The 23,149-nt window shown below is 34.6% G+C and carries 19 protein-coding genes and 2 pseudogenes; 15 read left to right on the forward strand and 6 right to left on the reverse strand.

The window, feature by feature from the left end; all coding sequences use genetic code 11:
* The first annotated feature begins 318 nt into the window (after positions 1–318).
* The 10 genes from walR (at position 319) to BAU27_RS07120 (ending at position 9,499) form a co-directional block, all read left to right on the forward strand.
* Positions 319–1,026, forward strand: a complete 708-nt coding sequence (gene walR / locus BAU27_RS07075; protein ID WP_083595905.1) for a cell wall metabolism DNA-binding response regulator WalR — start codon at positions 319–321, stop codon at positions 1,024–1,026.
* 3 nt (positions 1,027–1,029) lie between these two features.
* The gene (gene walK, locus BAU27_RS07080; RefSeq protein WP_071770487.1) at positions 1,030–2,865 is read left to right on the forward strand and encodes a cell wall metabolism sensor histidine kinase WalK; all 1,836 of its coding nucleotides are present in this window, start codon (positions 1,030–1,032) and stop codon (positions 2,863–2,865) included.
* Positions 2,862–4,205: a YycH family regulatory protein gene (locus BAU27_RS07085; RefSeq protein ID WP_071770488.1), complete on the forward strand. Its 1,344-nt coding sequence runs from the start codon at positions 2,862–2,864 to the stop codon at positions 4,203–4,205. The genes walK and BAU27_RS07085 overlap by 4 nt, the downstream gene beginning before the upstream one ends.
* The gene (locus BAU27_RS07090) at positions 4,186–5,022 is read left to right on the forward strand and encodes a two-component system regulatory protein YycI (protein WP_071770489.1); all 837 of its coding nucleotides are present in this window, start codon (positions 4,186–4,188) and stop codon (positions 5,020–5,022) included. The genes BAU27_RS07085 and BAU27_RS07090 overlap by 20 nt, the downstream gene beginning before the upstream one ends.
* Positions 5,006–5,800, forward strand: coding sequence for an MBL fold metallo-hydrolase (locus BAU27_RS07095; RefSeq protein ID WP_071770490.1), 795 nt, complete (start codon positions 5,006–5,008; stop codon positions 5,798–5,800). The genes BAU27_RS07090 and BAU27_RS07095 overlap by 17 nt, the downstream gene beginning before the upstream one ends.
* A 63-nt stretch (positions 5,801–5,863) precedes the next feature.
* Positions 5,864–7,051 carry a S1C family serine protease gene (locus BAU27_RS07100; RefSeq protein ID WP_071770491.1) on the forward strand — a complete coding sequence of 396 codons (1,188 nt, stop codon included), beginning with the start codon at positions 5,864–5,866 and terminating at the stop codon, positions 7,049–7,051.
* A gap of 53 nt (positions 7,052–7,104) precedes the next feature.
* Positions 7,105–7,290: a CxxH/CxxC protein gene (locus BAU27_RS07105; protein ID WP_071770492.1), complete on the forward strand. Its 186-nt coding sequence runs from the start codon at positions 7,105–7,107 to the stop codon at positions 7,288–7,290.
* A gap of 59 nt (positions 7,291–7,349) precedes the next feature.
* Positions 7,350–7,829, forward strand: a complete 480-nt coding sequence (rlmH, locus tag BAU27_RS07110; RefSeq protein WP_071770493.1) for a 23S rRNA (pseudouridine(1915)-N(3))-methyltransferase RlmH — start codon at positions 7,350–7,352, stop codon at positions 7,827–7,829.
* Between the two features lie 76 nt (positions 7,830–7,905).
* A complete protein-coding gene (locus BAU27_RS07115) occupies positions 7,906–8,520 on the forward strand; it encodes a hypothetical protein (protein ID WP_071770494.1) in 615 nt (204 codons plus the stop codon).
* 100 nt (positions 8,521–8,620) lie between these two features.
* Positions 8,621–9,499, forward strand: a complete 879-nt coding sequence (locus tag BAU27_RS07120) for a radical SAM/SPASM domain-containing protein (protein ID WP_071770495.1) — start codon at positions 8,621–8,623, stop codon at positions 9,497–9,499.
* 35 nt (positions 9,500–9,534) lie between these two features.
* Here BAU27_RS07120 and pepF read toward each other — a convergent pair whose 3' ends face one another.
* Positions 9,535–11,352 carry an oligoendopeptidase F gene (gene pepF, locus BAU27_RS07125; protein WP_071770496.1) on the reverse strand — a complete coding sequence of 606 codons (1,818 nt, stop codon included), beginning with the start codon at positions 11,350–11,352 and terminating at the stop codon, positions 9,535–9,537.
* A gap of 137 nt (positions 11,353–11,489) precedes the next feature.
* Positions 11,490–12,473: a GMP reductase gene (gene guaC / locus BAU27_RS07130; protein WP_000432440.1), complete on the reverse strand. Its 984-nt coding sequence runs from the start codon at positions 12,471–12,473 to the stop codon at positions 11,490–11,492.
* 272 nt (positions 12,474–12,745) lie between these two features.
* Here guaC and BAU27_RS07135 point away from each other — a divergent pair, with 272 nt between their 5' ends.
* A complete protein-coding gene (locus BAU27_RS07135) occupies positions 12,746–13,741 on the forward strand; it encodes a lysozyme inhibitor LprI family protein (RefSeq protein ID WP_071770497.1) in 996 nt (331 codons plus the stop codon).
* Positions 13,742–13,933: 192 nt separating this feature from the next.
* Positions 13,934–15,379 carry a DEAD/DEAH box helicase gene (locus BAU27_RS07140; protein WP_071770498.1) on the forward strand — a complete coding sequence of 482 codons (1,446 nt, stop codon included), beginning with the start codon at positions 13,934–13,936 and terminating at the stop codon, positions 15,377–15,379.
* A gap of 42 nt (positions 15,380–15,421) precedes the next feature.
* Here the strand turns inward: BAU27_RS07140 and BAU27_RS07145 are convergent, their stop codons facing one another.
* Complete coding sequence (locus BAU27_RS07145) at positions 15,422–15,982, reverse strand: DUF1836 domain-containing protein (protein WP_071770499.1); 561 nt, start codon at positions 15,980–15,982, stop codon at positions 15,422–15,424.
* Between the two features lie 164 nt (positions 15,983–16,146).
* On the opposite strand from BAU27_RS07145, the gene trhA reads away from it, so the two are divergent.
* On the forward strand, positions 16,147–16,794 hold the full coding sequence (gene trhA / locus BAU27_RS07150) for a PAQR family membrane homeostasis protein TrhA (protein ID WP_071770500.1): 648 nt from the start codon (positions 16,147–16,149) through the stop codon (positions 16,792–16,794).
* Between the two features lie 184 nt (positions 16,795–16,978).
* On the forward strand, positions 16,979–17,995 hold the full coding sequence (gene galE / locus BAU27_RS07155; RefSeq protein ID WP_071770501.1) for a UDP-glucose 4-epimerase GalE: 1,017 nt from the start codon (positions 16,979–16,981) through the stop codon (positions 17,993–17,995).
* A 54-nt stretch (positions 17,996–18,049) separates the two neighbouring features.
* Here the strand turns inward: galE and pelG are convergent.
* The 3 genes and pseudogenes from pelG to BAU27_RS07170 all read right to left on the reverse strand — a co-directional run bounded on the left by pelG (position 18,050) and on the right by BAU27_RS07170 (position 22,731).
* A pseudogene (pelG, locus tag BAU27_RS07160) lies at positions 18,050–19,504 on the reverse strand (exopolysaccharide Pel transporter PelG).
* Complete coding sequence (pelF, locus tag BAU27_RS07165) at positions 19,492–20,913, reverse strand: GT4 family glycosyltransferase PelF (protein ID WP_071770502.1); 1,422 nt, start codon at positions 20,911–20,913, stop codon at positions 19,492–19,494. Before pelF ends, pelG begins: the two are co-directional and overlap by 13 nt.
* Before the next feature lie 3 nt (positions 20,914–20,916).
* Entirely contained in the window at positions 20,917–22,731 is a 1,815-nt protein-coding gene (locus tag BAU27_RS07170; protein ID WP_071770563.1) for a DUF2194 domain-containing protein, read from the reverse strand.
* Between BAU27_RS07170 and BAU27_RS07175 the strand changes: the two are divergent.
* Positions 22,694–22,978 (forward strand): annotated as a pseudogene (locus BAU27_RS07175) (endo alpha-1,4 polygalactosaminidase); the annotation flags it as partial. The gene BAU27_RS07170 and the pseudogene BAU27_RS07175 sit on opposite strands and share 38 nt — an antisense overlap.
* Positions 22,979–23,149: the final 171 nt, after the last annotated feature.

A 23,149-nucleotide genomic window follows, 5' to 3' on the forward strand; every position in this document is an offset into this window, starting at 1 on the left:
ATCCTCGTGTCGGCGGTTCGATTCCGTCCCGAGCCACTCTCAGGATATTAAGTGGGCCCACTTAATATCCTTTTTATTTATGTAATTTTACAAAAGTGAGTAGTTATTTTAAAATAGAATGGGGAGCCTCTAGCAGTTGAAGCTAGAGGTTTTTCTATAGATCGTATAGGATTCCGTGAAAAAGTGGATCATACATGAGTCTATGAGAATAGAGGAGAAAATACTTAAACAAAAGGTGCGGTCATATAGGGACATACTATATAAACGTCAATGTGTTTAGGGATTATTGACCATATTTTTATAAGGAGGAAATAGACGATGATGGGAAAGAAAATTTTAGTAGTTGATGATGAAAAACCGATTGCAGATATTTTGAAGTTCAACCTAGAAAAAGAAGGTTTTGAAATTGTAATGGCGCATGATGGTGATGAGGCGATTGAAAAAGCAAATGAAGAAAAGCCAGATATGGTTTTATTAGATATTATGTTACCGGGAAAAGATGGCTTAGAGGTATGTCGTGAAATACGTAAAAGCTCAGAAATGCCAATTATTATGCTTACAGCAAAAGACTCTGAAATTGATAAAGTATTAGGACTTGAGCTTGGGGCGGATGATTATGTAACGAAGCCATTTAGTACGAGGGAGTTACTTGCCCGTGTGAAGGCGAATTTACGTCGTCATCAGCAGGGTGGTGCTGCAGAGAAAGAAGAAAATACTGAGATGGTTATTGGACCAATCGTTATCAATCCGAATGCTTATAGTGTAACGAAGCGCGAAGAAAGCATTGAGCTTACACATCGTGAATTTGAATTACTACATTATTTAGCGAAGCATTTAGGTCAAGTTATGACTCGTGAACATTTATTACAAACAGTTTGGGGTTATGATTATTTTGGAGATGTACGTACAGTAGACGTAACAGTACGTCGTTTACGCGAAAAAATTGAAGATAATCCAAGTCATCCTACTTTAATTGTAACTAGACGTGGGGTAGGGTATTACTTGCGTGACCCAGAACAGGAATAGTATATGAAGAAAGTTGGTTTTTTTCAATCTATTCATTTAAAATTTGTGCTCATATATATGCTGTTAATATTAATAGCAATGCAAGTAATTGGTGTATATTTCGTTAGGGAATTAGAAAAAAGCCTTGTAAAAGGTTTTCAAGATTCCTTAACGCAGCAAACAAACTTACTTTCTTATAACTTGAAGCAAGAGTTTGTAAAAGAACGTCCTAAAGCAGATTCGGTAGATAAAGCTATTAACGATTCAATTCAAAAATTTGCATCGGATCGTAAGAGAGATATTCAAGAAATAAGTGTAATTGATTCTACTAAAAAATTAATGGCAATTTCAGACGAGTCTAAGCAAAATAAAGTAGGACGAACGTCAGCAGACACAGCTGTACAACGGGTAATGGTACAAAAAAAACCAGAGTCAAAGGTTGAGAAAGACGTGAAAACAGGTCATCGGGTTCAAGTGATGATTACTCCTATTCTAAAAGAACAAGAAGGAGAGGTACTTGGCGTCATTCGTATTGTTGCATCTATGGAAGATGTGTATAAACAAATGAAAGATATAAACCAAATTTTCGCGACGGGGACAGTAATTGCTTTACTAGTAACAGCTGTACTTGGGATTTTGTTGGCTCAAACAATTACAAGACCAATTTCAGATATGCGGAGACAAGCAATTGAAATGGCAAAAGGAAACTATTCGAGAAAAGTAAAAGTGCATAGCCATGATGAAATTGGACAACTAGCATTATCTTTCAATAATTTATCCAAAAAATTACAACAAGCTCGCTCTTCAACAGAGAGTGAAAGACGCAAACTATCATCTGTGTTATCACATATGACAGATGGAGTGATTGCTACTGATCGAAAAGGTGACATCATTTTATTAAATGATCCTGCGGAAAAAATGTTAAATGTTTCGCGTGAAACGGCACTAGATCAATCTGTCTTAGAAGTGCTAGGGATACAAGAAGAATTTACGCTGGATCATTTATATGAAGAACCTGATTCAGTTTTATTAGATTTTAGTACGAGGAATGAACCATATATTTTACGTGCTAGTTTCTCTGTCATTCAAAAAGAAACAGGTAAGGCAAATGGTTTAATTGCTGTATTATATGATGTAACGGAGCAGGAGCGTATAGAGCGAGAGCGTCGTGAGTTTGTTGCGAATGTATCTCACGAGCTAAGAACACCGTTAACAACAATGCGCAGTTACTTAGAAGCACTTACGGATGGTGCATGGCAAGATCCGAATATCGCACCGCAATTTTTAACGGTTACACAAGAAGAAACAGAAAGAATGATTAGACTTGTAAATGCGTTGTTACAATTATCTAAACTAGATAGTACAGAACATCGCTTAATGAAGGAATGGGTCGACTTTACTGATTTCTTTAATAACGTTATCGATCGCTTTGAAATGTCTAAAGAGCAAAATGTAAGCTTCAAACGATCTTTCTCTAAGAAATCTCGATTTATTGATATGGATACAGACAAAATTACACAAGTTTTATATAACATTATTTCCAATGCATTAAAATATTCGCCAGAAGGTGGCACAGTAACATATCGCCTGCGTGACCGCGGTGAGTTATTAGAAATTAGTGTGAGTGATCAAGGAATGGGTATCCCAAAGGAAAATGTAGATAAAATATTTGAACGTTTTTACCGTGTAGATAAAGCTCGCTCAAGACAAATGGGTGGTACAGGTCTTGGATTAGCCATTGCGAAAGAAATGATTGAGGCACACGGCGGCTCAATTTGGGCGAAAAGTGAGGAAGGAAAAGGCACAACTATTTATTTCACACTGCCAATGGCAACTGATGAAGAGGACGATTGGGAATGAGTATGGAAAACTTTAAAACGATAGTTTTAATTAATTTAGTTGTTATTAGCCTATTTCTTACTTTTAATTTATGGACATATGTTCCCGATTCTACTTCGATACAAAATGCAAAATTTGTTCAAGGTAATGAAGAGATAAATCCAATAAAACTTTCAGAGGTTGTTCGCCCATCCTCTGTCATTGTTCATAAAGAGAAAAATCATTATGTGAGTGAAAACAAAAGTAATGTGGATTTAATTTATAGAATTCTTGAAAATGGAGAGTTACATGATTTAAAGGAAATAACAGGGACAGTTCCTAAAGGTGATTTTCTTTCGTATGTACATGGAGAAGAAAAAATCGAATTTATTTTTCCTACAAACATTCCACTGGGTACGATTAAAAGTATGTTTAATTTTAAAGATAAAAACATAGAAGGTAATAGGAGTTTCAATCGTATTATAATTGACCCTTCTCGAAGTAAGGACCAAGAAATTAAAATTAGTTTTGTTTCCTATGATACTTATCCTTATCGTAAAATATATGAAGCAAAATTGAGTGGTGTTTATGTAAAGGATGTTATAAATGCTCAAAATCAACTTATAACAGTAGCGAGACCGTATTTTGAATATCAAATAAGTGATAGAAAAAAACTTTACTTACCAGATGGAATTACGGAATTAAGTGAGGTAGAGTATTTTGGATCTAGGCTAGATGAGGATACATTTAAAAATGCATTATTTAGTGATCCACGTTATTTAAGCCCTATTTCTGAGAAATCAAAGAAAACATTTACAGATGGTATACGTTCTATGGAAATTGATCAGTCAAATGCAATGTTGAAATACAAAAACTCCGCTGTACATAGTGATGAATCTATGGATAATGCAGCACTTTTACAAAAAAGTTTTGACTTTGTAAGTGGACATAGTGGTGCCTTAAAACTCTATCGTTTTGATTATATTGATAAGGGGAAAACGTCCTTCCGTTTTTATGAGGAGGGATTGCCTGTATTTAATAGCGATGGAATGGCGGAATTAAAGCAAGCATGGGGTTCAGGTGAAATCATGCAGTATGAAAGATCCTTTTTTGATCCAAGTTTCAAATTACCTAGTAAACAACTAAAAACTTCTCTCGCATCGGGTCGTACAGTGATGACATCATTAGAGAATAATCCGCAAATTGATAAAAATTCAATTCAGGATGTTGGAATTGGTTATAAGTTATCATTGGAAGATTCCATTAACGAAGGAAAAAACATTATTTTAAAGCCAATATGGTATGTAAAATGTGAAGAAAATGGTAAGCAAAAAATATTTGAATGGAGTGAGGGGGGACTAAATGGATTGGGATCGAATTAAAACCATATTTATTGTGACCTTTTTTGTTTTAGATCTCTTTCTTATCTTTCAGTTCATTCAAAAGCAAGATAGTAATCAATTGGAACTTGTGACAGAAACAAAAATTGATCAACAATTAAAAGAGTCTAAAATTACTATGGGGAGTTTTCCTAAAGAGCCGAAAAAAGAGTCGTTTATTATGGCGAAAAATAAAAGCTTTAAGGAAGAAGATGTGCAGTCTTTAAAAAATCAAACAGTGCATCTGCAAGAAGAATATAAGATAGAAAGTAAGTTGAAAGAACCATTTTTAAATGCAAAATCGTTATCAAAGGACAAGTATAATGATTTCTTAAAAAATTACGTGCTTGATGGGCAGAAATACGAGTTTGGGGCAATGAAAGATTCAAAAATTTATTTCTTTCAAAAGTATAAGGATAAGCCGATTTTCTACAACAATCATGCAATGATTGTTGTAGATTTGAATGAAAAAAATGAGCTTGTTTCGTATACACAAACAATGTTAACGGATTTGAAGGAAATGGGCGAAAGTGAAAAAACGAAAGAACAAGAAATTATCACTGCTCAAACAGCTTTAGAAAATATATATGTAAAAAATAAAATTGCAGAAAATACGCACGTGAAAGAGGCGCAGATTGGATATGCGACTTTAGCTGAATCTTCTTCTAATATACAAGTGCTTGCTCCAACGTGGAACTTAAAGACAGAGCAGAAAAAGGACTACTTTGTGAATGCAATTGAAGGACAAGTTATGGAATTAGGGGAAACTCAAGTGCCGGAAGAACATAATGGAGTGAGAAAGAATGAGTATGCATTTTAGTGTGCTTGCAAGTGGAAGTACAGGGAATATGCTATATGTAGGAACAGATGAAAAAAAATTGCTTGTCGATGCAGGTTTAAGTGGTAAAGCTACAGAGGCATTATTTAAGCAAGCCGAACTGAATATAAATGACATATCAGGTATTCTTGTAACACATGAGCATAGTGACCACATTAAAGGATTAGGTGTATTGGCGCGTAAATATGATTTGCCTGTTTATGCGAACGAGAAAACATGGAATGCAATGGAACATTTAATAGGTAATATCCCAACTGATCAAAAATTCATTTTCTCAGTAGGAGACGTGAAAACATTTGGGGATATTGAAGTTGAATCATTTGGTGTTTCTCATGATGCGGCAGAACCGATGTTTTATGCTTTTCATAACAATAATAGAAAGTTAGCTCTTATTACAGATACGGGCTACGTAAGTGACCGTATGAAAGGTGTTATTAAGGGAGCGAATGCTTTCGTATTTGAAAGCAATCATGATGTGGAAATGCTTCGTATGGGGCGTTATCCATGGAGCATTAAACGACGCATATTAAGTGATGTAGGTCACGTTTGTAATGAGGATGCTGCATTAGCGATGGCGGATGTTATTACAGACGAAACAAAACACATTTATTTAGCGCATTTAAGCTTGGATAATAACATGAAAGAATTAGCTCGTATGTCTGTATCACAAGTATTAGAAGAAAAAGGTTTTGGGGTTGGAGAATCCTTTAAAATACATGATACAGATCCAAAGATGCCTACAAAAATTCAATACGTATAATTCTTCATTTTAGTAAACAATAAAGGTGAATATAGTTGTTTTCAGGAAGATAGGTGAACAAATATGTCCTTTATTGATGAAGAAAAATATCGTATTAAACGTGCAGGGAAAAAGAAACATAAAGGTATTGTTATTTCTAGTATAGCGGGAACAATTGTAGGGGCTTCATTATTTGCATTTGGAGCGCCTTTATTTTCAAATGATGAAGGTAAGCTTCCGCAAGTTGAAGCGAGTGAAAAAAATATGGCTGAAGCTCAAAGCGGAAATGAGTCTGTTAAACAAGTTAGCTTTGTAGATGCTGTTGATCGTGCTTCGGAGGCTGTTGTGGGTGTTATTAATATTCAACGAGATGATTTTTCAGAGGCTGATTCGGAAGCTGGTACAGGCTCTGGTGTGATTTATAAGAGGACAGATGGACATGCGTATATTGTAACAAATAACCACGTTGTCGCTGGGGCGAATCGTATTGAAGTTAGCTTAAGTGACGGTAAGAAAGTTCCAGGTAAAGTATTGGGAACCGATGTAGTCACGGACTTAGCAGTACTAGAAATAGATGCGAAGCATGTGAAGAAAGTGATTGAAATTGGTGATTCTAATACCGTTCGTAGAGGAGAACCTGTTATTGCAATTGGAAATCCACTGGGGCTACAATTTTCTGGAACTGTCACACAAGGTATTATTTCGGCTAATGAGCGCATTGTTCCTGTGGATTTAGATCAAGATGGACATTACGATTGGCAAGTAGAAGTATTACAAACAGATGCGGCAATTAATCCAGGTAATAGTGGTGGAGCGCTTGTAAATGTATCTGGACAATTAATAGGTATTAACTCAATGAAAATTGCAGCAAAAGAAGTAGAGGGAATTGGACTAGCTATTCCAGTCACGAGAGCTGTTCCTATTATGAATGAGCTTGAAAAGTACGGTAAAGTAAAAAGGCCTTACGTTGGGATTGAACTAAGATCATTAAATGAGATTCCAAGTTACTATTGGTCAAAAACATTAAACCTACCAGGTAACGTAACAGAAGGAGTTTGTGTTTTAGATGTGAAAAGTCCTTCGCCAGGTACGGAAGCTGGTCTAAGAGAACATGATGTTATTGTGGCGGTAGATGGAAAAGCGGTGCACGATATTATTGGGTTCCGCACGGCCTTATATAATAAAAAAATTAATGATAAAATGACTCTTACTTTTTATCGTGGTACAAAACGAGCGACAACAACGGTGAAATTGGGCATTCAAAAGTATTAAAAACAGGAGGGCCTACCTCCTGTTTTCTATTGTAGAAAAGTGAGGTGAAGAATATGAATTTACCTTGTTGTTTAGAACATGTTGAATTAGCATTAGATATCATTGTGGATGAGTGTGAAGTTGCGCCAGTTATTAACAATGTGGATAACTCTGAAGAAAAGAAAAAAACATGTGAATTTTGTCAAAATGAGGCGACATATGTTGTATCGAACACAGATTCTCACACAATATGTGGGTAACATTTGTGGATATGTGGATAAGTGCTGTGGATAACGTGTTTGTAAGGTGGGGAATAGATGTGAATATCTCGATTGTTTCAATCGGAAAATTAAAAGAAAAATACTTAAAACAAGGTATAGCAGAATACTTAAAACGATTATCTTCTTACGCAAAAGTAGAAGTAATTGAATTGCCAGATGAAAAGGCACCAGAAAATTTAAGTGAAGCAGAAATGTTAATTGTAAAAGAAAAAGAAGGCATACGTATACTGGATAAAATTTCTGATGATGCGCACGTTATTGCGTTAGCAATAGAAGGAAAACAAAAATCATCAGAAGAATTTGCAGCAAGTCTAGATCGTCTTGCTACATATGGAAAGAGTAAAGTAACGTTTGTAATTGGTGGATCACTTGGACTTAGCTCAGAAGTAATGAAGCGTTCAAACGAATCTCTGTCTTTCTCAAAGATGACATTACCACATCAATTAATGCGTCTAGTATTGCTTGAGCAAGTGTATAGGGCTTTTCGTATTAATCGCGGGGAACCGTATCATAAATAGTTGTATACCAGTACATTAAAACGGCTACATATGTGGCCGTTTTCTATATTTCACAATATGTAATAGGGTGAACAGTATGAAGCCAAAACAACTACTAAGTTTATATATAGAAAATTTTTTAGTGAATGAATTACAAAAATTGGGTTTCCGTTATGCAAAGAGTGTACCTAAATTTTCTCGTACACAAGGTGATTTTGAGCTAACTTTTAGTTTTTCACTCAGTAAATGGGACTCTGAAGATTATTGTGAGTTTTGGACTATGTGGGGTGTTACGTCAAAAAAGTATTCTAAATGGTATAAAGAACAATGGGGAAATAAGCTAGTAAATAATTCAATAGTCGGAGATGCAGAGTGGAATATTCCAGGCTGGAGAAGGAGTACACGGTATTGGAAGCTCACGAATTCAGAATATGATAGGGCGGAATTTAGTGCGTTTATAGATAATGTAATGAATGTTGGAATTCCATATTATTCGCAAATTGATGACTGGGATAATGCGGCAGATTATGCAACAAGGAGTCCAATTATTTTTTATGAAAAAATATGTGATTTTTATATGATGTCAGGGCAAGAAGAGAAAGCAAAAGAAATCCTTGCGAGAGGTATTCAAGAGATTAAAGATAGAAAACATGATAGCTATATGCAGCTTTCGGAAATTGAAAAGAGGTTGAAGAAGTATTTTATGCAGTAAACCTTCATTTCCTAAAATAAGTATGTTTCTATTTCTAAAAAAGTATGCTGTAATATGAAGAGGAAAAAGTATAAGTAGTCAGAGAAGTGAGGAATTAAAGGTGAAGAAGTTTAAGAAGTTTTACTTGGAGATTACGAGTGTATGTAATCTTGCGTGCAGCTTTTGTCCGCCGACGGAAAGGCAGAAGCAATTCATTTCTGTAGAGGATTTTGCTAAAAGATTAGACCAAATTAAACCTCACACAGACTACATTTATTTGCACGTGAAGGGTGAGCCGTTGCTCCACCCGAAAATAGATCAACTATTAGATTTAAGCCATGAAAAAGGGTTTAAAGTTAATATTACAACGAACGGAACGTTAATTAATAAGAGAAGGCATAGGCTGTTAAATAAGCCTGCGTTAAGACAAATGAATTTTTCGCTGCACAGTTTTGATGGACACCCAGGATCGCAAGATAAAGAGGGCTATGTAAGGAGTATACTTTCTTTCATTAGAGAGGCGACAAGTCAATCGGATTTAATCGTTTCACTAAGATTATGGAATTTAGCGCAAGATAATAAAACAAATGCTGAAATCCAGAAAAATAGGGATTTATTATCTATAATTGAAAATGAGTTTGATCTATCTTATCAAATTGAAGAGAAGCTTACACCAGGAAAAGGTATAAAAATTGCGGAACGTGTCTTTATTAATCAAGACTACGAATTCCAGTGGCCGGCATTACATGAAGAAGAGGATGATGGAAAAGGGTTCTGTCATGGACTTCGTAATCAGGCTGGAATTTTAGCGAACGGAACTGTTATTCCTTGTTGCTTAGATGGTGAAGGTATCATCAATCTTGGTAATATTAATACTGATTCATTTTCTAACATTATTGAAGGCGATAGAGCGAAAAATATTGTAGATGGATTTTCAAAAAGAGTTGCAGTAGAAGAACTATGTAGAAAGTGCGGATACCGCAAAAGATTTGGAAAGTAATATAGAATAAGCCCTCATAAAGCGAGGGCTTATTTTTATTTCTCATAAGAACGCTCTAATTCATCAATTAAGGAACCGACGTAAGAAACAGCTTTACGGATTGCATCTGGTTTTGACATATCTACTCCAGCGTGTTTCATTAATTCCAGTGGTTTCATTGTACCTCCTGCGCGAAGTACATCAAGCCAACGATCAACAGCAGGTTGTCCCTCTTCTTTAATCATTTGAGCTACAGTAGTAGATGCAGTTAAGCCCGCAGAATATGTGTAAGAATATAAGCCCATATAATAGTGAGGTTGACGCATCCATGTTAAGCCAGCGCCTTCATCGATTTCTACGGAATCTCCCCAGAATGTCGAAAGGACCTTTGTTTTTATTTCAGTTAAAGTTGTAGCTGTGAGTGCTTGCCCTTCTTCCGCTAGGGTATATACTCGTCTTTGATATTCTCCCTCAAGTAGATGGGTAACGAAGTTGTGGTAATATGTGCCGAGTAGTTGCAGAATAACCCATCTACGCATTCTCTTATCGTCAGTAGTCGCTAGTAAATGCCGGGCTAATAGTAATTCGTTCATCGTTGATGGTGCCTCAACAAAGTACATAGATGGACGTACATTCATAATGCGCTGATTTTTATTGGCTAAATAAAAATGACCAGCATGTCCAAATTCATGAGCTAATGTGAAGCATCCACGCATCGTATTTTGCCATGTAATTAAAATGTAAGGATGGGAACCATATGGGCTAGAGCAGAAAGCACCTGTTGATTTTCCGATATTATCTGCAAGGTCTACCCATCTTTCCTTAAAGCCTGTTTCGATAATCGTATTATATTCAGGTCCTAATACTTTTAAAGATTCTTGAATTAATTTACCAGCTTCATCGTATGTGATGGTTGGATTAAATTCAGGATCTAACGGTGCGTGTAAATCGCAGAAGAGCATTTGATCGAGACCTAATACTTTCTTTTTTAAATCTGCAAAACGGCGCATATGAGGCGCTAATTCGTTATAAATAATATCTAGTTGGTTGTTATACATTTCAAGTGGAACTTTTTGAGGTTCTAAAAGCATATGGGTAACAGACTCGTACTTACGTAAACGAGAAAGTGTCACTTGTTTTTTTACTTCAGTAGCATACGTTGTTGCAACTGTATTTTTATATCGTTTCAATGTGGAAACAAATGATGAATATGCTTTTCTGCGTATATATGCGCTTGGAGAAAATTCATATTTACTTTCAAATAATGCAAACGATACAGGTAAATCATTTCCTTGTTCATCTTGTATAGAAGGGAAATCCATATCGGCTAATTTAGTCATGCCGTAAATTTTGTAGGGAGAACTATGAACTTCGCCGAGTGCAGCAAGAGCTTCTTCTGTTTCAGGAGAGAGCGTGTGCTGCCTTTTTTGTAGTATTTCTAGTAACGATTTACGGAAAGGCTCAAGTTTTGTTTCCTCAGTTAAATATTTTTCAATTGTTCCTTCTTCAAAGGAGAGAATTTCATTATGAATAAAGGATAGTGCGGTATGTACTTTCGTCCCTAAAGCGGAAATTTTGGAAGAGTTCGCTTGAATAACTGGATCTGTACGATCAGCGGATTCTTTTAAATTTGCATATGTGCCGAGTTTTATTAACTTCATTAAAAGCTCTTCTTCTAAAAGTAGGCAATTTAATAAGGTAGCGGAGCCAGTGTGTAATTGTCCTTTAAATGCATCAAGTTTTTTTATATCGTCCGTTAATACACGTAATGCATTTTCCCACTCTTTGTCAGATTCGTATAAATCAGAAAGATCCCATGTCAATTCAGTAGAGATTTCTGCGCGAATAAGGCGTTTCTCAATTACATTTTTCATTTGTTATATCCCCCTTATTATAAGTATCTAAAAACATGATACTAGAAAATTCAGTAAAATGAAAATATTTTACATTTTTATACATGAAAAAGAAGGACAAGCATAAAGATGCTTGTCCTTTTAGTTAGATTTAAAAATTAATATACTTTATCACCGTTGAAAATAGAGTTTTTCACGACTACATAATCTACAGTACGAATTGAGTCTAATTTTGTTCCACCAGCGTAAGAGATAGAAGATTGAAGATCTTGTTCCATTTCGATTAAAGTGTCTTCTAAAGAACCTTTATGCTCAACGAACATTTTCTTACCTTCAACGTTTTTCTTCTCACCTTTTTGGAATTCAGAAGCAGAACCGAAGTACTCTTTATAAAGCTTGCCATCTTTTTCAATTGTTTCCCCTGGAGACTCTTCATGACCAGCGAATAGAGAACCGACCATAACCATAGTCGCTCCAAATCGAATTGATTTAGCTACGTCGCCGTGCGTACGAATACCACCGTCAGCGATAATTGGTTTACTTGCAGCTTTTGCACACCAGCGAAGTGCAGCTAGCTGCCAACCACCAGTTCCAAAGCCTGTTTTAATTTTAGTGATACAAACTTTACCAGGTCCAATACCAACTTTTGTTGCGTCAGCACCAGCGTTTTCTAATTCTCTTACCGCTTCAGGAGTTCCAACGTTTCCAGCGATAACGAAGCTTTCTGGTAAATGTTTTTTAATATGTTGAATCATGTTGATCACAGCATTAGAGTGACCATGTGCGATATCGATTGTAATGTATTCAGGTGAAAGTTGCTCAGCAGCTAATTGTTGTACGAATTCATACTCGTCTTCTTTAACACCAACGCTGATTGAAGCAATTAATCCACGTGATTGCATATCTCTAATGAATGAGATTCGTTTCTCTGGTTGGAAACGATGCATGATATAGAAGTAATTATTTTCAGCTAAATAAGTTGCGATTCTTTCATCTATAATTGTTTGCATATTTGCAGGTACGACAGGTAATTTAAATTTATGTTTTCCTAAAGTGACAGTTGTATCACATTCAGATCGGCTGTTCACAATACATTTTGCAGGAATTAATTGAATGTCTTCATAGTCAAATACGTTTTCCATCATTTACACCCCTAAAATACGAATATTTTATTTTTATTGATTAAAAATGTTCGTCCATAGGATAATTTACATCATTTTTATTAAGAAGTCAAAGATTTTCTTAACGTTTTTTTTGAAAAAGGCTAATATCTTTTAAAAATAACGTTAAAAACGAATTTAAATGGTTTTTATATGTATAACGTTCGTTTATAAAAAAAGTAAGGAAAGTTTCGATAATTGCATAAAATTATATGTGTGCTTCTTATTTTGGATGAGGGGGCTGGGGAAATACTATGAAAAAGTTAATACTAACAATAGGAATAACTTTGTTGATTGTTGCTGGATGCAGCAATAATGATGCATTTGATAAGGCGAAGAAACAAGGAGATTTAGCACTGGAAAATAAAGAATACGATAGAGCAGTCGCATCTTTTGAATTAGCATTAAAAGAAAATAAGGATGACCGAGAAGTAAGGCTGAAGATGAATCAAACGAATAAAATGATTGAAGTATTGCAGGAAAGTAATATAGACCGGGCAATTTCGTTATTAAGAGAAATTGAAAATGATTCTGCTAGTTCAGTTATATTAGCGAAACAAGCAAAAGAAAAACGAGAAGCTTTATCTAATCAAAAAGATGAGGAAGAAAAATATAAGCAAATGCTTGCTAAAGTAGAAGAGTTGAAAAACCAACAGAAGTTTGTGGATGTAAAAGAGCAACTGAACGTAATTATTAGGGAAACGAAAGGGAAAGAACAGTTTAAAGTATATTATCAAAATGCGAATGAACAAATTACACAGATTGTGCCGAGGGCAATAGATGTAGATAAAAGAAAAGATGAGAATCTTAAGGAAGAAAAAGTAAAAGAAGAAAATAAAAATGAAGAGAAGTCGAAAGTAGAAGAGCTTAAGAAAGAAAGTGCTATTACCGGTCAGAAGGTAGAGTATATTACTAAATTAAATAGTATTGAGGAGAGTTTGAAGAAACTCGATTACTTATATGAGAACGGAATTACAACTGAAATGAAAGAGGGTGAGAGCAAAAGATACGAGGCATGGGATAAAGCATTAAATGAGATTTATGGTGTTTTGAAAATGCAACTTCCTACAAATGAAATGAACACTTTGAGAGAGAAACAGCGTGAATGGATTACGTATCGAGATCAAAAGGCGGAGGAAGCTTGGAATGAATCCGGGCAGGGGACATTGTCAGGTTTAGCAAGTATTTCATCGAATGTAAATAGTACGAAGGAAAGGTGCTATCAGTTAGTTGAACAGTATATGAAGTGATAGAGGTTTATTTTTATAATGGAATAATTTTTTGAAATAGAAAATTTCTATATAAAAAGGTGGATCACGAATGATTCGCCTTTTTATGTGAGCTTTCAAGTATAATGAAAAAGGTGATAATAACGTATATGATGATTCATTGATAGGAAAAGCGAAAAAAGAAAATAATATAGAATAAAAAGAGGTTAATATATGAGTAAAAAAAGTTTTTCTGATTATGCATTAAGTAAAGAAATTGTAAGAGCACTTACTGGTTTAGGATATGAACATCCAACGGAAGTGCAAGGAGAGGTTATTCCAGTTGCCTTGCAAAAGAAAGACCTTGTCGTGAAATCGCAGACTGGAAGTGGAAAAACCGCTTCATTTGGCATACCACTTTGTGAAATGGTGGAGTGGGAAGAGAATAAGCCCCAAGCTTTAGTTTTAACACCGACGAGAGAGCTTGCGGTGCAAGTAAAAGAAGATATTACGAATATAGGCCGCTTCAAAAGGATTAAGGCTGCTGCAGTTTATGGTAAATCTCCATTTGCACGTCAAAAATTAGAGTTAAAGCAAAAAACACATATTGTAGTTGGGACTCCTGGCCGTGTGTTAGATCATATTGAAAAAGGTACCCTTTCTTTAGAGTGTTTGAAGTATTTAGTTATTGATGAAGCAGATGAAATGTTGAATATGGGCTTTATTGATCAAGTAGAGGCAATTATTGACGAACTACCTACAAAACGAATGACTATGCTATTTTCGGCAACACTTCCAGAAGATGTTGAAAAATTATCTCGTAAGTATATGGATTCGCCAGCGCATATTGAAATTAAGGCTGCTGGGATTACAACAGACAAAATTGAACATACACTTTTTGAGACGATAGAAGAGGAGAAGCTTTCACTTCTTAAGGATGTAACAACGATTGAGAATCCAGATAGTTGTATTATTTTTTGCCGTACACAGGAAAATGTAGATCACGTATTTAGACAGTTAAAGCGCGTTAACTATCCTTGTGACAAAATACATGGCGGTATGGTACAAGAAGATCGTTTTGAAGTTATGGACGATTTCAGAAAAGGAAAGTTCCGTTATTTAGTAGCGACAGACGTAGCAGCTAGAGGGATTGATATTGATAATATTACACATGTTATTAACTATGATATTCCATTAGAAAAGGAAAGTTATGTACATCGTACAGGAAGAACGGGACGAGCTGGTAATAATGGAAAAGCTATTACATTCATAACGCCGTATGAAAATAGATTCTTAGAAGAGATTGAGGAATACATCGGATTTGAAATTCCAAAGGCACTTTCACCTTCAAAAGAAGAGGTTATAAAAGGGAAAGCAGCATTTGAGGAAAAGATACATGCTAAACCAATTATAAAGAAAGATAAAAATGCAGACCTAAACAAAGGAATTATGAAATTGTACTTTAATGGCGGGAAGAAAAAGAAAATTAGGGCGGTAGATTTCGTCGGTACAATTGCTAAAATTAAAGGTGTTACAGCAGAAGATATAGGCATTATTACAATCCAAGATAATGTTTCTTACGTTGAAATATTAAATGGAAAAGGACCGCTTGTTTTAAAAATCATGAAAAATACAACGATTAAAGGGAAACAATTAAAAGTCCATGAAGCAATTAAGTAAACAAAAAAGCTATCCAATGTAACAGATGGATAGCTTTTTTATTTAAGATTCTTTTAAATCATCAACTAATTTTTCTGCTAAACGTCTATACATATTACTCATAGCCACGAAGGATGTTAGTAATAAAAACTTTTCTAGCGTTGGATCTTCTAAGGAAGAAACCTCGTTTACATCCGTAACGCGTTTGTTTACGTCTTGTTTAAAGCTTTCTACATTGGTTTCAGTAAGAGAAAGATAATCTTTATATAGAGTGTTTAATTCGAATGTATCATCGTTTATTAAAGGTGCATTTATGTTTTCTAAGGAGCTTTTTATATCATTAATGGAAAGGGCTCCTTTTAATTGATAAATTAAGCTGATTAAAATCATATGCTCTTTTGAATACTTTTTATTTTTGATAGGGATGAATAATTTCCCTTTTGCGTAATTGTTAATCATTGTTTTTGTTAATACTTTTTCATCGTCAGTTCTTGTTGTATCCGCATAAGTATTCTCAAATAGTTGAACGACTTGATCTACATATAAGTCGACATTTGGGATATCTTCAAGTTTAATGTTTTTTTCTAAATGTAATGATTCAAGTAATTTATTTATATTTTCCACGTAGAACCCCTCACTTTTATAACTTAGTGGAACTTAATGTTTAGTATATCTTTAAATATGGTATTACGAAACGAATGAAATGTAAATGTTGACCTGTATGGATAATGTGTATATAATTACATGTAGTTATCAAAACTACATGTAATTATATGAGGGGTGTTTATATGAATGCTTATGTAAGAGAACCGGTTAATGCATTTACTCACTTAGGAGGAGCTGTATTATCATTTATTGCATTATTAGCTATGCTTGTGAAAGTTTCTGTTAAGATGCCATCTTTTGCTGCAATTACAGCTGTTATTTTATTTGGTATCGGGATGATGGTCCTTTATATGGCATCAGCTGTGTATCATAGTGTTGTAGCGAGTGAACGTGTTATTTATTTCTTTAGGAAGCTAGATCATTCTATGATTTTTATATTAATTGCAGGTACATATGCACCCTTTTGCTTAATTACATTAAATTCGGCAAATGGTTTGCTATTATTTTGTTTAGTTTATGGAACTGCGATTTGTGGTATTGTTTTTAAAATGTTTTGGTTTAATTGTCCAAGATGGTTATCGACAGCAATTTATCTTCTGATGGGTTGGTTAATTGTTCTATTCTTTGCACCGCTAGCTGATAATTTAAGTACAGGAGGTATTCTTTTCCTAGTACTTGGAGGTATTTTTTATACGATTGGTGGGTTTATTTATGGTGCGAAGCCAAAATGGTTGGAGTTTAAATATATGGGACACCATGAAATTTTTCATGTTTTTGTATTGTTAGGTAGTCTTGCGCATTTTCTAAGTGTATATTGTTACGTAATTTGATAAAAAAACGCCACGCGATGTCTGTTATGTGGCGTTTTTTTATTACCTGATTGGAATCATGTATTGTATAAAATAATTATGGGATAAAATGTAAGTTTCTGTGTTCGCATAATAAACATAGGATAAGAAATATGTGATATACTTTGAGAAGTTTATAATGAATGAAATATGGAGGACTATAATTATGGCAATACTTGTAACAGGTGGAGCAGGATATATTGGTAGTCATACATGCGTAGAATTACTAAATAACGGTTACGAAATTATAGTAGTAGATAATCTTTCGAATAGCTCAGTAGAGTCTATAAATCGAGTGAAAGAGATAACAGGAAAACAGTTTAAGTTTTATAAAGAAGATATTTTAAATCGCGAAGCACTGGATACGATTTTTGAAGAAAATACAATTGAAGCTGTTATTCACTTTGCGGGCTTTAAGGCCGTAGGAGAATCAGTAGCAATTCCGTTAACGTATTATCATAACAACATTACAAGCACATTAGTGCTATGTGAAGTGATGCAGAAGCATGATGTGAAGAAAATGATCTTCAGTTCGTCTGCAACAGTGTATGGTATCCCAGAAACATCACCAATTACGGAGGAGTTTCCATTAAGTGCAACAAATCCATATGGTCAAACAAAATTAATGATTGAGCAAATTATGCGTGATGTAGCATTTGCAGATGCAGGATGGAGTATTGCATTACTTCGTTACTTCAATCCATTTGGAGCGCATGAAAGTGGGCGTATTGGAGAAGATCCAAATGGAATTCCAAATAACTTAATGCCATATGTAACACAAGTAGCGGTAGGGAAGTTAGAGGAATTAAGTGTATTTGGAAATGACTATCCAACAAAAGATGGCACGGGTATCCGTGATTATATTCATGTTGTAGACTTAGCAAATGGCCATGTGAAGGCGCTTGAAAAGGTACTTGGCACTACTGGGATAGATGCATACAATCTTGGTACAGGTACGGGCTATAGTGTATTAGAAATGGTTGAAGCATTTGAAAAAGTTTCAGGCAAGGAAGTTCCTTATAAAATTACGGAACGTCGTCCTGGTGATGTTGCAGTATGTTTTGCAGATGCATCAAAAGCGAAGCGTGAATTAGGATGGGAAGCACTACGCGGATTAGAAGAGATGTGTGCAGATTCTTGGAGATGGCAATCAAATAACAAAAATGGCTATCTAGAAGTTTAATAAACAGATAAAAAAATGACCTTTGCATAAGCAAGAGGTCATTTTTTTATCTGTTTATTTTCCATTAAGTTTATTGCCCATTTTAGTAAAGAAAGTTCGTTGTCTCATAGAGGTGTTTGACTGACAAAATGTATAGTAGTCAATATCTTTAATATAAGTAAAGAGTCTAGAAATAGCATATAAGAATGTAATAGAAGATCCGAGTGCAAAACTAATACCGTAACCATCGAATCCAAATGGTAGTAGAAGAAGACTTAATAACAGGTTTGCAAAAAAGAACAGAGCCGATGTTCGAAATGCCCCTTTACGATCTTCAAAATATAAGAGGAGTAACGTGATGACGAGGACCATCCCGTTTGCATAAGCACCAATCATAGTCAGCTGCAAAATGGAGTATTCAAGTGTTACGTTCCCGGATTGTGAACTAAACATCCATATTATAAAAATAATAAGTAAAGAAAAAATACCTTGATTACGAAGTATTCGTTCCATTTCTTGCTTTAGGACAAAATTCATCGAATCTTTTAATTGTAAAATTGTATTTAATGTCGCTCCATCGTTAACTGAACCGAAGAATTTCTTATACCTTTCATAAAACCTTGTTTCAATGGATACTACGAAAAAGATATATGTTGGGATAATACTTAAATAAGCCCAGAAAACAGAGGTATCATATACTTGATGATAAATAAACGTGTTTTCAATATTTCCTCGTCCTTCTCCGAACCAAATAACAAAGTTACATACCCAAATGCCGATATTGTAAAACAAGCTCGACCAAAATAGTTCTGGATATTTATCTAAATAAGAAAGAAAGGTAAATTGTTCAGTAGCATCACTATTTGGAAACATTCGTACAATAACTATACTTAACCACACTAATGTAATGAAAGTCCCGATTGTAAAAGCAATTAAAAGTAATAGGGCAAATCCATGTTCTATTCCAAGTGTCGGATGCCAGTAAGCTATAAGCGCAATTCCAGATAAGGAGAAAATGGAACCAATTAAAAATGCAAGAGCGATAGACTGATAATCTTTAGCTGCTGTTAAATAAATGGATTGAATCCAAATAATATTTAAAGCTAAAAATAAAAATAGCATCACAATTTTATAATACAAGGCTAATGGTGTAAAAATTGCAAACAAAATCCATAAGATAATAGCTAAGAAAAGTGTGATTTTCGTCATTCCTAAAAAGGAAGAAAATACTTTATCAGCTTATTGTTCGTATAAAAGGTCAGCCACATATCTAGTTACGATGAGTTGTAAGGCACCATATATGATTTGAGAAAAAATAAAGCAGTATGAAATTGAAATTGTGAAAAGGCGCTGTTCCTCAATTGAAATAGAATGGAATAAACTTAAAATGTATCGAATAGCTGTTACTGCTAAAATAACGACTAACCATGGACCGGCTGTAACAAATAATGAAAATCCGTACGCTTTTATTCTTGAAGAATAGTAGTCTTCTTGGAATAATTTTTGTAAACGAAATCCTATTCCTGCCATGTTTTTTTACCTCTTTCTAAGTAGAGCTTACGATAACTATCAACGACACCTGATAATTGATAGTGCGCTTCAATACGATTGCGCCCATTATCCCCAAATTGTTGAATGGATTCGGGGTGACGATAATACCACTCTAAATGAATGGCAACTTGCTCGGGAGATACAGGTGGTACAACAAATCCACATTGCCCGTAAGGATCTTCGTCTTGCCCGTAAATTAACTCCCTACAAGAACCGACATCTGTAACAACCCATGGTAATCCTGCCGCCATTCCTTCTAACATAGCTAATGGTTGCCCTTCAGATATACTTGTTAATACAAGAATATCCGTTTGTTTTAAGTAATCTTTAATATTTACTTTGCCGGTCATTATTACATGCTCTTCTAATCCTAGTTGTTGAATTAAATCACGACATTCCTGAGCATATTCTGCTTCTTCCGTATCAGGACCTAGTAAATAAAATATAAATGGAATATTTTTTTCAAATAATAATTTAGCTGCATAAATCATTGTTTTTACATCTTTAATTGGCACAACTCGTATAATAGCGGAAATGATGAGTTTATCCGAATTATACTTTGATTTACGTAACCCTTTATAGTCAGATAAAGTAACGCCATTTGGAACGATTTTTAGTTTATGAGCCGGGGCACCTAATTCTTTTTGATATGCACTATTTCGGCCGAACAACGTAATTACATCAGCTGCTTGTTCATATGCTTGATGAGACAAGTGATGAAAGAAAGAAACCCATCTTTTTTTGTATTCAATTGGTATCCAAGTAGACTGTAGTATTTCTTCTTCACGTTCCCGAGAATAAATACCGTGTTCGGTTAGAATAAATGGTATATCAGATTTGGCGCTAATTGCAGCACCAAGCAGTCCGCCATAACCTGTCGATACAGAATGAATAAGATCTAATTCAGGAAAATCAATTTGTAAAATTTGAATGATTGGTGTGAACATAGATCTCCACATCCAAAAATAATTTAAGAAAGAACCACTACTTTCTTCATATAAATAGCTTTCTTTAACAATTTCATAAAACTCACGACTTTCAAAGAAGGAATGGAGTGTTCCTAGCTTTTGTTTATCCCCTAATATTTGTAATGCTGTTGTATCGTTGGCTTGAAATGTAAACCATTTTTGAAGTGTCTGTACTTCTTGTTCAGTTAAATTAGTTTTTACATGTTTTGATTCATTTTCTGACTGCAAAGGAATCATAATGATATCTTTTACGTTGCTCGGAATTTCATATTGATATTCAGCTTCTGTTTTTACTTGAGGGACTATCGCAAAAATCGTAAATTCATGTTCTTTAAACTGCTGGATAATCATTTGAACCCAGCTTGCTACCCCTCCACTTACAAAGGGGTAACTGCCTTCGACGACCAAACCTATTCTCATCTGTTATTCTCCTTTAATTGGGATCGTAGCGCTGGCTTTCGTTAACGTAACGCTATAAATTTGGGAATCAAGCTTTTTAACCGTACCGTAAGAGAATGAGCCAGGTTGTATCTTCTTACCTTCTTCTACACGTATAATTGTTGAAGTATGGTTTGGTAACCCTTTATATGCAATGTGAACAGCATCATTTTCATAAGAAACATCTAGGTCACCAGTTTGATAAATTTTCATAGAAGCAGTTGCTTCACTTTGGGTCATACTTTTTATATAAGGATATTTTTCTCGTATTTCTTTAATTGTCGTTTTATAAGCTTTAAATAATTCTTCCCATGTTAAGTCACCTGAGCGTTTTTCATCAAGGATATCATCTGGATGGACGAAATGTGAGATAACCCCTAAATTTGCGGTAACATCAGTTAAGATAAATTGCTCTTCATCCGTGATAGCATAGCCACTCGTAATACGCGGGAAGTGATAAATGTTTTTGTTATATTCATCTGGTCCAAATTCTTGAATTAAACTGCCGTTACTTTTACTTCCCACATATAGAGAAGCAACTGTTTCCATAGTTGGAACCGCGTCGTTTAATGCACTTAATCCAGTTGTATTTATAATATTGGATGGTGGTACATAGGTTTTTAGTTTTTCGTTTGGAAAGAAGTTATACACGAGTTTTTGTAGGGCATCTAAGGAGCTCTCCATATCCTCTTTTGAATTCCACGGAACATATTCAAGTGCTTTATCTACTGGGTCTGGTGGTAATAATAAAGGTTGATGGTTATAGCCATGAATACCGATTTCTCCACCGTGACTTAATAATTCTCTTCCAAATAATAAATAGGTATTTCTATTTTTACCCGTGAAATCTTCAAAAGGTGGTGTTACTTTATTTTGGTATGTCCCAATTGCAACACCCGTATATTTAATATCAAGCTCTTCAGAGATATCCTTCATATTTTTCCACCAATGTTTTTTATAAAATTCTTCAACAGAAATTTTTTCTTTTGTTAAGTTTTTTAGTTCTCCCTGTGGAATTGGAGATGGGAAGTCATCGATATACATAATCTCCGCTCCAAGTTGTGCTGTAGCGAAAGTCGGAAAAATAGTACCCAGTGATTGAACGAACATACCTCTACCTAATTTATCGTTCAATGCTGTTGTATTCCAATATAAGACTTTTCCTTCACCGTAGTCATTGGTCCAAAGGATGGGAGTATCTTCCGCTGTAATCCAAGTATTAGTTGTATTCTCATCTAGCGTAATATTCATTGAGCTATGAGTAAACAATGGAGAAGAACTTGAGAGATCTGGATAACCAGGGAATAAAACTTCCTCAAAGGTTAATCCTTTTGCATCTTTGAAACCTTCTTTTTTTGTAATACCAAATAATGTGTTCCAGGAAGGATCTGAATCAAGTCGGTTTGCGATAATAATCCTTCCGCCCATTTGTACAAAATTTTGAATATCAGCTTGTGGAAGTTGCTCCATTATTTCACCTGTAATAATAATCCCTGTATAGGGAGAGGGAGTAAGTCCCTTAATTTCACTAGCTGTAATATTTTTATAGTGTAGGTGTGCGTAATCCATTGCCTTCTTCGTATTAAATTCGACTTGTTGTCCTAATTTATTATCCGTTTTTAAAACGTATAATTGCATTTTCTGTCCATTTTGAGCTACATCTTTCGCTTTGAGTGTTTTAACAGTATCTGTTTCTTTAGTTTTAGGAACAGAAAATTTTTGATAAAAATTTTCTGTTCGATATATAAGGATGGATATAATTAAGAGAATTAAAAGTGTTGATTCCAACCTGCTTCTTATACAGAATTGGGGATTTGACACAATCAAAAATACATCCTTGAATTTTATACATGGTGTATTGTGGGAAGACTTCGATAAACAGGTTATTGCGAAAGATGAATGGAGTCAAAATTGGATGCGCTATTTTAAACAACAAAGTAATAAAATTGTAACGTTTACCGTTACTCCAAATAACGTATCTAAAAAATATAGTTCTATAAATGGATTTATTCCCACAATTAATCCGAATGATATTTATGATAAATAGCAATTATTAGGAATGAGAAACTATCAAGATTGACTATGACAGTTTGGGCCAGTAATACGATTATCTTATAAAGATGAATGTATTACTGACCGGTCCATTCTATAATATTCTATGTTAGAAATTAGTAGAGTGAGATAGGAACAATGCATTATCCTATTAATTTTTTATAGA

Origin of the sequence: Bacillus sp. NH11B, assembly GCF_001884205.1 — a bacterium.
Lineage (GTDB): Bacteria > Bacillota > Bacilli > Bacillales > Bacillaceae_G > Bacillus_A > Bacillus_A proteolyticus.

Bases quoted from the DNA above. Each gene is read 5' to 3' on its own strand.
- BAU27_RS07085 (WP_071770488.1), top strand. From the start codon at position 2,862: ATGAGTATGGAAAACTTTAAAACGATAGTTTTAATTAATTTAGTTGTT.
- galE (WP_071770501.1), top strand. From the start codon at position 16,979: ATGGCAATACTTGTAACAGGTGGAGCAGGATATATTGGTAGTCATACA.
- guaC (WP_000432440.1), bottom strand. From the start codon at position 12,473: ATGGAAAACGTATTTGACTATGAAGACATTCAATTAATTCCTGCAAAA.
- pepF (WP_071770496.1), bottom strand. From the start codon at position 11,352: ATGAAAAATGTAATTGAGAAACGCCTTATTCGCGCAGAAATCTCTACT.
- trhA (WP_071770500.1), top strand. From the start codon at position 16,147: ATGAATGCTTATGTAAGAGAACCGGTTAATGCATTTACTCACTTAGGA.
- pelF (WP_071770502.1), bottom strand. From the start codon at position 20,913: ATGAGAATAGGTTTGGTCGTCGAAGGCAGTTACCCCTTTGTAAGTGGA.
- BAU27_RS07090 (WP_071770489.1), top strand. From the start codon at position 4,186: ATGGATTGGGATCGAATTAAAACCATATTTATTGTGACCTTTTTTGTT.
- BAU27_RS07095 (WP_071770490.1), top strand. From the start codon at position 5,006: ATGAGTATGCATTTTAGTGTGCTTGCAAGTGGAAGTACAGGGAATATG.
- BAU27_RS07135 (WP_071770497.1), top strand. From the start codon at position 12,746: ATGAAAAAGTTAATACTAACAATAGGAATAACTTTGTTGATTGTTGCT.
- BAU27_RS07105 (WP_071770492.1), top strand. From the start codon at position 7,105: ATGAATTTACCTTGTTGTTTAGAACATGTTGAATTAGCATTAGATATC.
- BAU27_RS07140 (WP_071770498.1), top strand. From the start codon at position 13,934: ATGAGTAAAAAAAGTTTTTCTGATTATGCATTAAGTAAAGAAATTGTA.
- BAU27_RS07100 (WP_071770491.1), top strand. From the start codon at position 5,864: ATGTCCTTTATTGATGAAGAAAAATATCGTATTAAACGTGCAGGGAAA.
- walK (WP_071770487.1), top strand. From the start codon at position 1,030: ATGAAGAAAGTTGGTTTTTTTCAATCTATTCATTTAAAATTTGTGCTC.
- BAU27_RS07115 (WP_071770494.1), top strand. From the start codon at position 7,906: ATGAAGCCAAAACAACTACTAAGTTTATATATAGAAAATTTTTTAGTG.
- walR (WP_083595905.1), top strand. From the start codon at position 319: ATGATGGGAAAGAAAATTTTAGTAGTTGATGATGAAAAACCGATTGCA.